Below are 15,901 nucleotides of genomic sequence, written 5' to 3'. Positions count from 1 at the left end.
CAGGCACCGCCTACTACGCCGTAGCTATGGCAAAGAACGCCGACGGTAAGTGGGGCCCCCTCACCAAAGTCGAATTCTCCACGCTCTCAACCAATCAGACCGTAACGCTGCCACTGGCATACCTCGCTGAGTACAACGTTAATCCCGAGGGCACGGACTTCGTCACGACACAAGCTCTCGATGTGAGCGGTTACTTCTCCTATGAGAACGCGGTAAAGAAGTTTACCAACATAACCATAGCAGGTAAGAAGTACCACCTCCCCAGCAAAGAGGAGTGGATGGCAATAGTCCCCGTAGCTTCAAGTGGCGATGACTACCTATCATTTACCTCTCCCTTTAGGCACAATGATGTGTCCGAAACAGTTGTAATCAATGGCGAAAGCATCTCTTCAACCAATGACTACCGTGGCGGTAGTGTAAGTAGCAATAAGGCTCATGCGCTACGCTTTAAGGGTACTAAGTATGTCTCCGCTTGGCGGTATGAATCGATGCTTCTCAACGACAAAAGAGTCCTCAAGATCACGGCTCGCCCCTTAGATAGCAAAGCAAACAAGGTTACGGTTGATGATATAGCTAAGCCTGAGTTTTGGGAGAGCAATACGGAGTCTGATATAGTCCGCATACTGCCAGCCTCAGGATCATTCTCCTATGGAAAGGCTAGATGGCAGGGCTCTGATGGCTTCTTTTGGTCTAGCTCCGCTGGAGAGGAAGAGTATACGGCTTGGGCTCTTGCATTTGACACCTCATCAGTCTATCTAAGTTCGATCTACACAACACAAGATAGGACAGTAAGACTATTTGCAGACTAGTCTTTTTGTCATTGCTGCCTGATCAAAGTTTCAGCGACAGCAAAACGTAAAGCGAGGGCTCAACCGCTATATCAGCAGTTGAGCCCTCGCTTTTGCTTCTATATAAGCTAGTGGCACAAAAGCTTGAAGATGTGCATGACGCCTTGTATATCAACGACCTTAGCCCAAGTTTCACGTGAGAAAACGTGTAATGCTTGCTCGATATAGGCGGGAGCGTTTGAGCTATGGACTTTGTGTCCTACAGATTTTGATTTCCCTAAAAAAGGGGGGCAGCGCTGACGTAAGGTGTAAAGTGAGAGAGCTCCTCTCAGCCTCTTCGGTGGGAAAATGAAAATTCTTCGGTGGGGCTTTCAGAATATCCAGCGGGGAAACGAGAAATTCTTCGGAACTTCAAAATCTTTCTTCCGAAGTTTCATTTCATTCTTCCGAACTTTTATTTCAAACTTCGGAAGAAATGGGCGATTTCCTCCGAGCTTTTTAGCAAATTCTTCGGAAGAATTGAAATGTGCGGTCGTCTTGGAGACTGTTTCGGAATAGACGTTTTCAGACCAACTTGACGGAAAATATCAAGCGATTTGCAGGCTTAGAACAGGCACGTACTAATAGACCTCTTTTTATAGCTCGTTTGCTTACATTTGCGCCCAGTAATCCATTTTCAATACATGATGAACCTACGAAAACTACTATTTGCCCCCTTGGCGAGTCTGCTCTTCTTGCCACTCTACGGGGCTATTGACGAGAAGCCAGTGGTCACGGACTCGGTAATGAGCTACGAGCTGGACGAGGTGCGGGTGATCACAAGTCGTCCACTACTACGTCAGGCGGGTCTGCTGATGAGCACGCCTGGCGCTATGAGCCTAGTGACTCCGACCATGATACGAGAGTATGACATCAAGCATCTCTCAGACTTGACGAGCGTCGTGCCTAATCTCTACATGCCAGACTATGGCTCACGTCTCACCTCGCCGATCTATATGCGTGGTATCGGGACGCGTAGTGGCGGTCAGTCCACCGCTTTCTTTATCGATGGAGTACCAGTACTTAACCAGTCGATCAATCGCTACCTCCTCGGCATCGAGTCTATTGAGGTGATGAGCGGTGCGCATAGTAATATCTATGGTCGCAACGCTATGGCGGGAACGATCCTGCTGACCTCTCGCTCGCCTATTGACGATCCGGCACTGGATGTGCATGCTCGGGTGGGCAATCACGGTATCATCGAGGGAGCGGCTAGACTGGCTCACGCTTTTAACTCCAAGGTGGGTCTTGCCCTCGGTGGGTACTATAATAGGAATAATGGGTTCTATACTAATGCTTTCGACGGTCGTCCTGCTGATGCAGAGGAGGCGTACGGCGCTAACCTACACTTCGAGTGGCGCCCCGATGCGACGCAAAGACTTCGCCTAGCCGGTGTATGGGATGGAGTGCGTCAGGGAGCTTTCCCCTATGCGATGATCAACCCCAAGAGTGGCGAGATGATGCCGATCAATTACAATGCTCCTGGCTCCTATGATCGTACTATCGGTGAGGCGCGTCTAGCTTATGACAAGAGCTGGGACGAGATACGTCTAGACTTCACCACGAGCTATCAAGCGCTCAGAGATAATATGCTGATGGATCAGGACTACACGCCTCGGGACATCTTTACGATCAACCAGCGACAGCACCAGGATGCGGTGACGGCAGATCTTATCTTGCGCAACCGTGAGCAGACGACCTACAACTGGACTGTGGGTCTGAATGGTATCTACCAGATGAATCATATGGAGGTGCCAGTAGCGATCCGTCCCGAGGGCTTGATGGCGATGATACAGCCTGGGCTAAACAAAGCAAACAAGAATGACAAGGTGCCTGTACTCCTGACGGTCGATGCCTCTAAGGAGCGGGTCAACCACAATCTCTTTGACAAGCGTAGCTACGGTGTCGCACTCTATCACGAGAGCAATCTGCACGAGCCGTTTGGCTGGACGGGCTTTGACCTTAACCTGGGCGTACGCCTTGATGCGGAGCGTCAGTCGATGGACTTCGATAGCGACTTTAGCCTAGGGCTAGACGTGGCTCCTAAGAAAAAGCCCGATGCGAAGCATCACTTTGATGTGACCAGTCGTCTGATGGGTCAGGGCGGGTATCAGGACTTCTTCCAGATCCTACCGAAGCTCTCACTGAGCTATCGCCCCACGGGTAGTAGCTACCTCTTTGTCGCAGCCTCTAAGAGCTACAAGACGGGTGGTTACAATGAGCAGATGATGACTGAGGTGCTCATGCAACAGGCTCAGCGCGAGATGATGGCGCTGGTTATGTCGCAGGGTAAGCAGCAACCTCAGGTACAGACGGGCGACGCTAACCTAGCAGCCTTCAAGCCGGAGCATGCCTACAATCTAGAGCTGGGCGGACGTCTCCTGACGCTTCAGGATCGCCTCTTCGTATCGGCTACGCTCTTCGGCTCGTGGATACGAGACCTACAGGTAGCTCGCTTCGTCACGACGGGGACCGGTCGTACGACGGTCAATGCAGGTAAGGCGCTCTCACTCGGTGCTGAGACGAGTATCAAGGCTCGTCTATGGCGCTCGCTAACGATCTCTGCGCAGTATGGCTATACGCATGCGACTTTCCAGGACTACCTCACGAGCCGTGCTAATCCTAAGGGTGGTGCCCCGATAGAGGTGAACTATAAGGGGAACTTTATCCCCTATGTCCCAGCACATACCTACGCTACGATGCTCCAGCTTGATGAGCCTATCCAGACTTCTTGGCTCAAGGGGGTACTCGCTTCCGTAGAGCTACGTGGCAATGGCCCGATCTACTGGGACTCGGAGAATAAGCATCATCAAGATCCCTACATGACGCTCGGTGCTCGCCTTGGAGTACGTCTCCCCTACGTCACAGTAACCTTGTGGGGGCGCAACCTGACGGATACGCGCTATGCGACCTTCTACTTCCAGTCGTTTGGCAATTCGTTCCTCCAGCAGGCTCAGCCACGCACCTTCGGGGCAGACCTCTCCTTCCACTTCTAGAGAGGCTTCAATTAGTCCATTTCATAAAAATAGCCACCCACTCGCTGTAGAGAGGGTGGCTATGATTATATATGGAAGGCTGATTAGTCTGCCAGTTGGAGCTTGTCATCGCCCTGTGTGCTGAGCGCTAGGCAGAGGACGAACATCATCCCGATGAGGTAGTTGGACATATAGCTCACAAGGTCTACATTGCAGAGTATAACCCATAGGGCGGTGAGGACGACGAGAGCCCTATTGCGCTGACGTCGAGCTATCCAGAACATAGAGCTAAGAATTGAGATCCAAAGCAATAGCCCGATGATACCACTCTGTACGAGCGACTGCATATATTGATTGTGAAAGTGTATGATAGAGTTCTCCTGCTCGGCATTAATCGGCAGGGGGAGTAAGAGTTGATAGACATAGTCTAGCCCTCCACCGATCCAGATGGGAACCTCACGGAGGGCTTGATAGCTCATCTGTAGGAGATCATTGCGGATCCCCCCTCCGAGATACCCCCCTACAAGGTTAGGTGAGGTGGTATAAACACAAGTAAAGAGGATAGCTCCAGCAAGCATAAGATAAGGCATAAGATTGGGCTGACGTCGTGTGATCCCCCCCCAGTCAAGGAGCTTGCAAGCGACAGTATACGCTACTAAAAGGAGTGCCATCAGGAGCAGATAGCGAGCCTGCAAAGCGCAGGCGTAGAGTATGACCCCAAGGAGTAGACACTCAGCCTGAAGGCGTAGAGAACGACTGCTACTACGTATGGTCATCACAATGGGAGTCAAAAGGAAGACGCCGAGGTAAGTGTAGTGTGTGAAGGTAAAAGGCATAAGCATATGGGTGGTGCTTATTACGAAGCCTGCATCATGTAGATAATACTTGCTGAGCGTGAGCGTGATGAGCGGACTACTGCCACAGCTGATTAGCAGGGCATAGAAGAAGGTGAGGACGGTCACAATGTAAATCCACCCGATACGTAGTGCACTCATCCAAAAGTCACGCATCAGTCGCTGCGAAGCCCCGCTATAGATGAAGAAGCAGAGGGGGACTAGGAATAGCCATATCTCTTTGCCCCAATAGTCCAGCGCTCGCTCCCGACTGGTGGACCATCCCAATGCAACCATAGCGGTGTAGAGGACATAGAGTGCGGCACAAAGGGCTAGCGGATAGAGCGCCCTAGCACGAAGGGTATGGAGGAGGTCGCCTTGTCGCCTCCAACGGCTGCCAATAAGTATACCGAGGAGAAATGGCGCTACCAAGCCAAGGTGACTATGCACGATGCCGAGTAATAGGTTCGCATAGCCTAAGCCGAAACAGAGGAGAGGTGCGAAGTGATGTCGATAGTCTAGCTTTGCACTGGTCGTACGGGACTCCCCTTTTGCCAAGAGCCATGGGAGAAGCAAAGCACCAAAGACCATAAGCAGACTCACGGTGAGTAGCAAGGGAGTGAAGCGGAGTATATCTGCAGCTAGGAGTGAGTCAGGCGTATGCCGAGGATAGGCTCCCGTGAGGGCTACGATGCCTACGACGATGAGTGCGATACCTACGACAACTACGTAGAAGTAGCGCGAGAGGCAACTCATTAGACGAGAGCATGACGTGTTCGCCTCAGGGGTGGAGGTATGGGATGACATATAATATTATAGGTATTACTTTTGATGTTGATCACGACAGCGAGGCGAGTAGACCACCTGCGGGAAGTCGTGCGGGTCAAAGCGCCAGCGCTTATGGCTCCAAAGCCATCGATGGAGGGATAGACAGATGTTTCCTTCTAACTGTGTCGCATAGTCGTCGACAAGCTGGTATTGTATCTCGCTCGTCGGATGCTCACAGAGCAGACGGAAGGTACCGACCCACTGCTTCGCTTGGTCGTCATAGCGTATCTCATAGAAGAGGAGCGGTATCTGTAGCTTGGCAGCTAGATGGCTCCACCCTGTGACAAAGGGGGTGGTGCGTCCGAAGAGCAATGAGGCGTAACGCATCTGCTCGTAGCTAGGAGATTGATCAGCTAGTAGACAATAGATCTGCATACGCTCTCCCGCCCGTTCGCTACGATGGCGTATGAGCGTACGAGCTAGCTGCATCATCTCGATACAGCGAGCGTGGTGTAGCTCCCGCATCTCATGGGTGAGCTGGTCTGCGATAGGATCGTGGAGTTGCTTGTAGATGACGTGTAACTGATAGCGGGTACGGTCTAAATGCAATGACGAGGAGCCCATCAGTTCCCAGGGACCAATGTGTCCCAAGAGAACGAAGACCTGTCGGTGCCCCGCCTCGTAGAGCTGATCCAGTAGCTCCGTCTGCTCAAGGCGAAAGAGCTGGCGTACCTGCTCGTCAGACCCATAAGCGTAGCGAGCCTCGTGAAGCATCAGCTCTGCGAGGTGACGGTAGAAGCGCTTGCCGACAGCCTTTTGCTCAGCAGGTGAGAGGTGCGTGAGCGTGAGACGAATGTTTTCCTCCACCACCTGACGGCGGTACTTAAAGAGATGATAAAGGAGCCAGTCCAATGCAGGGACCAGTACCTTGTCAACGAAAGAGCGGGGCAAGCGAGCCAAGCCCCGCAATGTAGAGCGCATCAGCCGAAACCTTAGTCGCTGCCATCGTGTGAGCTGGTTACTCTGCGCCATCGTCCGTCAGATCGCTATAGTCTTGGTAGAGGAAGTCGTTGTAAGGGTAGCGCTGTATGTGGATCGCCTTGACACGATCGTAGAGGAGTCGGCGTAGCTCGTCCATACCTTCGCCCGTACGTGCCGAGATGAAGGTACAGTCATTGCCCATGCGCGCCATCCAGCTCTTCTCCAGCTCCTCCCGTGTGCGGTTAAGCTTGGTCGCTGGCGTCAGATCGTCGGGATCTTTGGGGATGTGCTGGTAAGCGTCGATCTTGTTGAAGACCAATATCTGTGGCTTGTCGCCCAGCGCATCAATCTCTCGGAGCGTCTCCGTGACTACTGCTATCTGATCCTCAAACTCGGGGTGCGAGATGTCCACAACGTGCAGGATCAGGTCCGACTCGCGCACCTCGTCAAGGGTACTCTTGAACGACTCCACCAGCTGTGTCGGGAGCTTGCGTATGAAGCCCACGGTGTCGGCTAGAAGGAAGGCAAGATTGCCCAAAACGACCTTGCGAACGGTCGTGTCGAGAGTCGCAAAGAGCTTGTTCTCGGCAAAGATGTCGCTCTTCGCCAAAACATTCATCAGCGTAGACTTACCCACATTCGTGTAGCCGACGAGGGCGACACGCACCATCTTGCCACGGTTCTGACGCTGTACGCTCTTCTGCTTGTCGATCTTCTTGAGCTGCTCCTTGAGCTGTGAGATCTTGCGTAGGATAATCCGTCGGTCGGTCTCTAGCTGCGTCTCGCCTGGTCCACGTAGTCCGATGTTACCACCACGCTGTCGCTCGAGGTGCGTCCACAGTCGGGTCAGACGCGGGAGCATATATTGGTACTGCGCCATCTCAACCTGCGTCTTGGCGTGCGCCGTCTGCGCTCTTGTGGCGAAGATGTCGAGGATCAGCGAAGTACGGTCCAAGATGCGAATGCCTAGCTGGCGCTCTATGTTGCGTAGCTGATTGGGTGCCAGCTCATCGTCAAAGATTGCCAGCCCCACCTCGTGGGCAGAGACATACTCGGCGATCTCGTCGAGCTTGCCTTTGCCCACAAAGGTGGCGGGGTTCGGCGTGTCAAGACGCTGTAAGAAGCGCGCCACAGGCTCCGCCCCCGCAGTCTCTGAGAGAAAGGCCAGCTCATCAAGATACTCCTCCGCCTGCGTCTCCGACACATCGGGCGTGATGAGCCCCACGAGGATCGTGCGCTCACTAGATTGAGAAGTCTTGATAAACTCTTTCATACAGGAGGACTAATAGATAGCGTATGACTTCTCACGCATCGCCTGATCATCGGCGAAGAGATGTACCCAGGGAATCTTCGCTGCGAGGAAATTGGCGGGATAAGCCTTCGCCTCGGGGAGTAGATTGACAATGTGCCCTACAGCGTGGCGCACATCCTGTCCGAGTGCGAGGAAGACCAAACGCTTAGACTCTTCAAGCGCCTCCAGCGTGACGGTAACCAGCTGACGTGGCTCCCCCTGCTCGGTGGTCATTTCATTGGGTGCGAAGACATCGTCCGAGATGTACAGCTCCACCTGATCGGGATAGACCCCTGCGAGGTGACCGTCCACGCCCATCTCAAGGAGAGCTAGGTCAAACTGCGGGTGACCGTCCAAGTGTCGTACACGCTCCGCCAAATGTTGCTGCAGAGCCGTCGCAGCCTGTGCGGGCTCTTGTGCGGGCTCCTCCAGAGCGTGGATATGATCCGCAGGAATCTGTAGCGGATCAAAGAGCAAGCGCTGTAGTCGCGAGCGATGCGCTAGGTCGGCTCCGCCCAGCTGCTCGTGAAGGAGGTAAAAGTGTACCCGATCCCACGCTATGCGACTGCGCCAAGGCTCCGAGGTGAGCGCCTTTGCCAAGATCTCCGCATGCTCCTCTAGAGAGAGCGCTAGATGAAAGTCGCCTTCGGTCGCCTCAACCGCCTCAGCGATAAACTGTGCGAGCTGTGTCGTGACTAGCTCGGGAGTACTGTATTGATGATAGTTCATAGGGTATATGCTAAGTTAGTAGTTATAAGATAAAAGAGTCGAGACCATCATCCTCGTAGGCAGTTACTCCTCCCAAATGATGTCATCGATGAGGTCGTGATCCTCCTCCACCTTAAGCTTAGGTAGCGGATTATCTGGATCATCGTCCTCTTGTGTGGTTCGGTCATTGAGCGGTTGACGCAGGATCTCGTTCGGATCGTGTAGTGAGGGCGCATTGATCTCTCGCCATATCAGATCCTTCAGTTCGGTCAGCCCTCGTTGCGCCACGGCAGAGATAAAGATCGTCGGCACCTCTTCGGGCAGCGTCTCCGAGACCAGGTCAATAAGCTCGCTGTCCGCCATATCTATCTTGGTGATCGCCAGGATGTGTCGCTTGTTGATCAGGCCAGGATTGTACTCCTCCAGCTCACGGCATAGCATCCGATACTCGGCAGTGATGTCGGGGCTGTCAATAGGCACCATAAAAAGCAGGATCGAGTTGCGCTCGATATGTCTGAGGAAGCGAAGCCCTAGCCCCTTGCCCTCGGCAGCTCCCTCGATGATACCTGGGATGTCCGCCATTACGAAGGAGCGGTTGTCACGATAGGAGACCATCCCGAGGTTTGGCTGTAGCGTCGTGAAGGGGTAGTCCGCAATCTTAGGCTTCGCCGCTGAGAGCGCTGCTAGGAGCGTCGACTTACCCGCATTGGGCAGTCCTACTAGTCCCACATCAGCCAGCGTCTTGAGCTGTAGCACCACGAGACGCTCCTGACTCGGTTCGCCAGGCTGTGCGTAGCGAGGCGCTTGGTTTGTCGATGTTTTGAAGAAGTTATTGCCCTTGCCCCCACGACCGCCAGGGAGGAGCAGGTGCCGCTCGCCATGCTGCGACACATCTAGTATAAACTCTCCCGTCGTGGCGTCATGCACGCTCGTCCCGCAAGGCACCTCAATGACAATGTCGGGCGCATCGGCACCCGTCTGTAACTTAGCACCGCCCGCTCCGCCACTCTCGGCGATGATATGACGGTTGTAGCGCAGGTGTAGGAGCGTCCAGTAGTTTTGGTTGGCCTCTATATAGATGCTACCCCCATGGCCACCGTCACCTCCGTCCGGGCCACCCTTGGGGATGTACTTCTCACGACGAAAGTGTGCCGATCCTCTCCCGCCCTTGCCTGAGCGGAGATAGATCTTGACATAATCTACAAAGTTGCTCTCACCTGCCATCGTTTACTTATTATCCTGTAAGCTCTTGTCTATAGCCACAAAGATAGTCTCCGTGATCTCCTCTATGGAGCCAGCGCCTGGCACCTCGTAGTGTAGCCCCTTGCGGTGGTAGTAGTCTACGATCGGGAGCGTACGCTCGTTGTAGACACGTATGCGGTCAGCGATTACCTCGGGCGTATCATCAGCGCGGCCCTCTATCTTGGCACGATTGAGGAGACGTGTACGGAGCTCCTCTTCGGGCACCTTGAGTTCAATCAAGCAGTCCACGCTCGTCTTATCCTTCTCTAGGAGTGCATCCAGCGCCTCAGCCTGAGCAACCGTACGGGGGAAGCCATCGAAGATAACGCCATCAACACCCTCGGGCAGATGGTGTAGCTCGCTACCTATAAGGTCGATGATAGTCTCGTCATCTACGAGATGTCCCTGAGAGATAATGCTCTGCACACGCTTACCTAGAGGAGACTCGCGAGCTATCTCTTGGCGTAGTAGATCGCCAGTAGAGATATGCTCTAGGTGATAACGCTGCTCGATGAAGCGACTCTGTGTACCCTTGCCAGCGCCAGGAGCGCCGAAGATTATTACGTGGATCATTGCTTTTAGTAGTGGTTTAGATGGTCTCTGTGGACCGTATGATTATTCCTGTAAGATTACTCTTTAAGTATATAGATATCATCAAGCATACGTCCTCGGTCGTTGTAGTCGAGGCCGTGACCGACGATGAAACTGTTGTGGATCTCCATACCCACATAGTCGGCATGGATAGGACACTGGAGTGCCTCGGGCTTGAGTAGCATAGTGGCGATGCGTACATCGGTAGCGCCATCGGCGAGAAACTTCTCCTTGAGCTTCATCATCGTAAAGCCCGTGTCAATCAGATCCTCTATGATGATGACCAGACGGCCCGCCAAAGGCATTGTCACAGGCATCACCTCCTTAAGCTGGTAGGTGCTCCCCATGCCAGAGTAGCTGGAGTAGCGTGCGAAGGCCACCTCAGCAGACGTATTGATCGCTTGCAGCAATTCTGCGGCAAACATGAAGGAGCCGTTCATAATGCAGACAAAGAGTGGATCGCATCCCTCCGTGTCTTGGCGTATCTGCTCCGCTAGTCGCCGTGTGGCAGCACGTAGCTGCTCGCCCTTGATGTATGGTACAAAGGTCTTGTCGTGTACTATAATCTCCTGGTCAGTCATAGTGAAAATAACAAGCTGGCGGTCTCTCATAGCGGAGGCCACCTTCTTTTTTTACTGTTGTGTGTAGCACAAAGGTACAAAAATAGGTAATGCCCCACCTCACCCCGCTCACGCCAACACCTCTAATCTCTCCCGTCGTCTAGAGTCGAAAGCGATAGATGAAGTGGAGCATAGCGTAGCGCCCGAGACTGTTGGACCAGGTGTCGCTGATCTCCGTAGCGGAGACTTGACGCGAGATACTCTGCTGCTGGTTAAGTAGGTCGTACACCTTGATGCGTAGGGTCGCGGCTTGATCCTTGAGGAAGGAGTACGAGAGCCCAGCGCTCCATAGTACAGAGGAGACATTGTACGGCTCTTGGTACCCCACCCCTTGTGTGTAGAGCGCTTCACTCTCTACCTTGAAGCCTAGCGGGAGACTCACCGAGACATCTCCTCCAGCACGCCAGTCGTAAGTGTGTGGCGAGGCGGCAAGCGGTAGACTTTGACTACCCGAATGGTATCTGACACCTCCCTTAGCTCGTAGGTAGAGCCAGCTATTTGAGTAAGCCAAGGCGAGGTCTGGCGAGAGCGTCCAGGAGTGCGCCCCATTGGTCACCCCATTGATACGTCCTAAGCGATAGTTGTACGCAGAGCCGAGTGTAACCGCCAACGAGAGTGACTTAGTAAAGAGAGGGGTAGTAAAGGAGCCGTTGCTATAGAGCACATACTCTCCGCCATCAGCATTGATATAGGTAATCTGCCTGCGTTGCGTCTTGGCATCAACTGACTGATCACTGATTACAGCGTGGTGGGTATAAGCACTGAAGAAGCGAATATTGACCGCTTGGCTAGAGCTTGGGAGGAATGTACGAAACATACCAAACAGCTGATGCTGGTAGCTGGGACGTAAGTTAGGATTACCTATGATAGACTCCCGCAGATTGGTCACATCGGGGATAGTGTACATCTGTCCTGCAGAGGGCATCTCCGAGCGTCCCCAATAGCCTAGACGAAGCATCGTCTGCTTATTCGGTGTGTAGCTAAAGTTTAGCGAGGGCGCCCATATCATCTCTCGACGTATGTGGGGCGTTTGGTTAGTTTGTGGAGACAACTCTGTGGTCATCCAGGTAGGACGAAAGCGTAGCCCCACGATTAGGTCAACTAGTTCGTTGGCAACCTTGAGATCTATCCCAGCGCTTAGCGAGTTCAGTCGGGTCTTCATATCTGTCTCCCTAGCTGTGCCTGCCATCTTGTAGTCACGCTCGCTACTACGTATGCGGTCACTCCACTCCAGCTGTGCCTGTAGCGAGAGCAGCTCCGTGAGAGGCTCTACATAGCCAGTACGTATGCGATAGCTAAAGGTCTGACTGTGATCCTCCAAGAGCGTCTGCCGAGACTGCTCTCCATCTACTGAGTGAAGGGTCGAGTGGCTCTCCGTATTGGCGTTGTCGCCGAGGAAGCCCCCATTGAGCTGTAGGCTAAGGGTTCTCCCCTCATCGTTGAGCTTATGACCTAGGAGGAGCATGTTGAATAGGCGTAGCCCACTATACTTCCTTAGGTTCTCCTGACTACCTCGATGTAGCTCGCTCTCCGCACTGTCTGTGGTGCGGTAATTGCGACTCTCCTGATCCACACCCCAGCTGTAATGCAGCTCAGGCCGGTAGATCAACTCCGTGCGGTCTGTCGCTTGCCACTTGATATAAGCGTCTCCCCCTAGATTGTGACCACGTTTGAGAGCATCAGTCGTTTCATTGGTAAAGGTGCTTGGGCTGTCGGGTAGGAGGTTTTCCGTCTCGGTGCGTGCGGAGAGATCATTTTGTCTATATCCATAGCGCACATTCGCATTGACCTCCAGGCGATCGCTGGGGGTGTAGGTCTCATTAGCTGCAATCTGCGCAGAGGTGGTGATGCCTTGTGGTCTGAAGCCCCCGCCACTGCGTCCTCCCCGTCGTCCTCCTCTAGAACCATCGTCTAGATTTAGGTCAGAGAGTCCCTGCCCGTTGGTATTATTACTACCCGCTACGAGTGTCGTCTGGTGTCGCTGGGAGAAGTAGTTGAGCAACCCATTGAGTTCATAGCGCTGGTTCAAGCCATAGCCCACCACAGCGTGTCCGAAAGTACCTTGTCGCATGTCGGGCTTCGTACGTATATTAAGGACCGTCTCCTCCTCATCATCGTCAAAGCCCGTAACACGAGCCTCATCGCTCTGCTGTCTAAGCATCTCTAGCTGATGTACCATAGATGCGGGCAGGTTACGCATAGCCACCTTCGTATCTCCACTAAAGAACTCCTTGCCGTCCAGCATAATCTTGGACACCTGCTGTCCGCCGATAGAGATCTGCCCGCTCTCATCAATCTCCGCTCCTGGGAGTCGCTTGACCAGCTCCTCGAGCATAGCACCTTGAGGCACCTTGTAGGCGTCAGCATTGAAAGCAATGGTATCACCTCGCACCGTCATATCGGTCGCCTTACCCTGTACGACAACCACCTCCAGCAGGTGTGCATCCTCCTGGAGATGTATGACGCCGAGGTTGAGCCCCGCAGTGATCGTCAGGTCGTCTTGGTAGCTCTGATAGCCGATGTAGGAGACCTCTAGAGAGAGTTGCCCTAGAGGTACCTGAACTATAGAAAAGCGCCCCTGGCTATCGCTCGTACCGCCCGCCACAAGCTGTCGCTCGCCAGAGGGCGTATGCCGATAGAGTGCTATGTTGGCACCGACGAGAGGTGTCTCGGCGCTGTCCCGCACGGCACCCCGCAGTGTCGTCACCACTTGGGCTGGTAGCGTCAAGGATAATGCGTGCAGTATGAGGAGTAGGCAGAGGCTCTGTAAAGGTATCTGTCGCATAGTGTGTCCTGTTTCTTCGTGTCTTCGTTTTAGAGGTTCTCAGCTTCCAAAAGATTAAAGAGAGCGCCTCTGCTAGGTCCCCACTCTGTCAATAAATGTAGTCTTCGCAGGGAGATGACCATGAGACAAGATGACTTTATCTACTGCACTATCAAGGAAATCGCAAGATTCCCCGGTAGAGATTTTGAAACCTCCACGGAGGAATCAAAAAATTCTTCGGAAGTTTCATTTCATTCTTCCGAACTTTCATTTCATTCTTCCGAAGTTTTATATCCCGGCTCCGTGGGGAATTTTCATTTGCTCGCTGGAGATTTCCCATTTCCTCGGGAGAAACCGCAATTAGCGGAGGTCTGTAGGTAGCCGTAAGGTGAGGCTAGAGCGCTACGGGACACGCTAAACTCCATATTTCCCTAGGTTGTCATCATGAGTCAGCGTATTTTCTAGCCTTGGGGCAGTCTATATGTGGATAAAATATGTATCTTTGTGGGTGAGGTTAGGTGGTGACACATCAAGCCTTGTAGGTATAACAATAGATACACTAGAGATGGCAACAAAGAAAAAGATTCAGTTTAGCCTCGTATACAGAGATATGTGGCAATCCTCGGGCAAGTTCCAGCCACGTGCTGAACAACTAGCAGCGATCGCACCGCTCATCATCGAGATGGGTTGCTTCGCTCGTGTCGAGACAAACGGTGGTGCTTTTGAACAAGTCAAGCTACTTGCGGGAGAAAACCCAAATGATGCGGTACGAGCTTTCACCAAGCCTCTCAACAAGGCGGGCATCAAGACTCACATGCTGGATCGTGGTCTCAACGGACTACGCATGTACCCTGTACCAGCCGACGTACGCAAGATGATGTATCGTGTCAAGCATGCGCAGGGGGTAGACATAACTCGTATCTTCGACGGTCTCAATGATCCGCGCAACATCATCCCCTCCATACACTACGCCAAGGAGGCGGGTATGACCGCTCAGGCGACACTCTGTATCACCTACTCTCCGATACACACGATCGAGTACTACTCAACTCTCGCAGACAAGCTCATCGAGGCTGGCGCTGACGAGATCTGTCTCAAGGATATGGCCGGCATCGGTCGTCCACACTTCCTCGGACAGCTCGTTAAGTCGATCAAGTCTAAGCACCCCGACACGATCATTCAGTATCACGGTCACTCCGGTCCTGGATTCTCCGTAGCCTCTATGCTAGAGGTGTGCGAAAACGGCGCCGACATCATAGACGTTGCTATGGAGCCGATCTCGTGGGGTAAGATACACCCCGACGTGATCACCATTCGTGAGATGCTATACGATGCGGGCTTCGACGTACCTGAGATCAATATGGACGCTTATATGCGTGCTCGTACGATGACTCAGAGCTTTATCGATGACTTCCTCGGTTACTTTATGGGAGCGACCAATAAGGAGACCTCTTCGCTACTAGTTGGCTGCGGTCTGCCTGGCGGTATGATGGGCTCGATGATGGCCGACCTCAAGGGCGTCCACTCAGGTATCAATATGTACCTGCGCAATCACAACGAGCCAGAGCTATCGATCGATGACCTACTGGTCAAGCTCTTCGACGAGGTCGCTTACGTATGGCCACGTGTCGGATACCCCCCACTAGTGACCCCATTCAGCCAGTATGTCAAGAACATCGCCTTGATGAACGTCTACAACATGACGCAGGGCAAGGGTCGCTGGCTCGCCATAGACCAAAATATGTGGAACATGATCCTCGGCAAGGCTGGGCGTATCCCTGGCAAGATAGATCCCGAGCTCGTGGCTCTCGCCAAGGAGAAGGGACTAGAGTTCTCCGATGCCGACCCACAGCAGTTCTACCCCGATGCGCTGGAGGAGTTCCGCAAGGAGATGAAGGAGAACGGCTGGGAGTTCGGTCCTGACGACGAGGAGCTCTTTGAGCTGGCTATGCACCCCGAGCAGTACAGACGCTACAAGAGTGGCGACCTGCGTCGTGAGTTTGAGGCTTCGCTCGCTAAGGCTAAGGCTGACGCACTGGCTAAGAAGGGCTTCGACGAGAGCGACATCAAGAAGGCGATGCGTGCTGGCACGCAGATGATCCCCGCACCGACGACGGGTACCGTACTCTGGGAGGTCGATCCGACTGAAGGGTCAATGGCTCCAGCCACTGGCACAGAGTATGTCACGGGTCAACCCTTCTGCTACATTGAGACTCCATTTGGTCAGATAGAGCGTGTCAATACGAACTTCACGGGCAAGCTCATCGAGGTCTGTGTAGATCTCGGTGGTCGCCGCAGCAT

The 15,901-nt window shown here is 53.3% G+C and carries 10 protein-coding genes and 1 pseudogene; 3 read left to right on the top strand and 8 right to left on the bottom strand.

Annotated features, from left to right (window positions below; all coding sequences use genetic code 11):
* Window positions 1–809: pseudogene (locus Q0X57_RS03730) on the top strand (hypothetical protein); the annotation flags it as partial.
* 662 nt (window positions 810–1,471) lie between these two features.
* Window positions 1,472–3,823: a TonB-dependent receptor gene (locus tag Q0X57_RS03725; RefSeq protein ID WP_297727812.1), complete on the top strand. Its 2,352-nt coding sequence runs from the start codon at window positions 1,472–1,474 to the stop codon at window positions 3,821–3,823.
* Window positions 3,824–3,906: 83 nt separating this feature from the next.
* Here Q0X57_RS03725 and Q0X57_RS03720 read toward each other — a convergent pair whose 3' ends face one another.
* The 8 genes from Q0X57_RS03720 to Q0X57_RS03685 all read right to left on the bottom strand — a co-directional run bounded on the left by Q0X57_RS03720 (window position 3,907) and on the right by Q0X57_RS03685 (window position 13,621).
* Complete coding sequence (locus tag Q0X57_RS03720) at window positions 3,907–5,442, bottom strand: polymerase (RefSeq protein WP_297727809.1); 1,536 nt, start codon at window positions 5,440–5,442, stop codon at window positions 3,907–3,909.
* 15 nt (window positions 5,443–5,457) lie between these two features.
* Window positions 5,458–6,435 carry a lysophospholipid acyltransferase family protein gene (locus Q0X57_RS03715; RefSeq protein WP_297727804.1) on the bottom strand — a complete coding sequence of 326 codons (978 nt, stop codon included), beginning with the start codon at window positions 6,433–6,435 and terminating at the stop codon, window positions 5,458–5,460.
* A complete protein-coding gene (hflX, locus tag Q0X57_RS03710) occupies window positions 6,422–7,657 on the bottom strand; it encodes a GTPase HflX (RefSeq protein ID WP_297727801.1) in 1,236 nt (411 codons plus the stop codon). The genes Q0X57_RS03715 and hflX overlap by 14 nt, the downstream gene beginning before the upstream one ends.
* Before the next feature lie 9 nt (window positions 7,658–7,666).
* Window positions 7,667–8,404, bottom strand: coding sequence for a 6-phosphogluconolactonase (locus Q0X57_RS03705; RefSeq protein ID WP_297727798.1), 738 nt, complete (start codon window positions 8,402–8,404; stop codon window positions 7,667–7,669).
* 63 nt (window positions 8,405–8,467) lie between these two features.
* Window positions 8,468–9,607, bottom strand: a complete 1,140-nt coding sequence (obgE, locus tag Q0X57_RS03700) for a GTPase ObgE (RefSeq protein ID WP_007365685.1) — start codon at window positions 9,605–9,607, stop codon at window positions 8,468–8,470.
* Between the two features lie 3 nt (window positions 9,608–9,610).
* Window positions 9,611–10,198, bottom strand: coding sequence for an adenylate kinase (locus Q0X57_RS03695; protein WP_297727795.1), 588 nt, complete (start codon window positions 10,196–10,198; stop codon window positions 9,611–9,613).
* Between the two features lie 56 nt (window positions 10,199–10,254).
* Window positions 10,255–10,797 carry a phosphoribosyltransferase family protein gene (locus tag Q0X57_RS03690; RefSeq protein ID WP_297727793.1) on the bottom strand — a complete coding sequence of 181 codons (543 nt, stop codon included), beginning with the start codon at window positions 10,795–10,797 and terminating at the stop codon, window positions 10,255–10,257.
* A gap of 139 nt (window positions 10,798–10,936) precedes the next feature.
* Window positions 10,937–13,621: a TonB-dependent receptor gene (locus Q0X57_RS03685; RefSeq protein WP_297727791.1), complete on the bottom strand. Its 2,685-nt coding sequence runs from the start codon at window positions 13,619–13,621 to the stop codon at window positions 10,937–10,939.
* Between the two features lie 544 nt (window positions 13,622–14,165).
* On the opposite strand from Q0X57_RS03685, the gene Q0X57_RS03680 reads away from it, so the two are divergent.
* The coding region (locus Q0X57_RS03680; RefSeq protein ID WP_297727787.1) for an oxaloacetate decarboxylase at window positions 14,166–15,901 on the top strand (1,736 nt) is incomplete at its 3' end.

Source organism: uncultured Porphyromonas sp., from assembly GCF_947254915.1.
Taxonomy (GTDB): domain Bacteria; phylum Bacteroidota; class Bacteroidia; order Bacteroidales; family Porphyromonadaceae; genus Porphyromonas.
The sequence above is the reverse complement of the archived record's forward strand: the minus strand, read 5'-3'. Positions and strand labels throughout refer to the sequence as shown.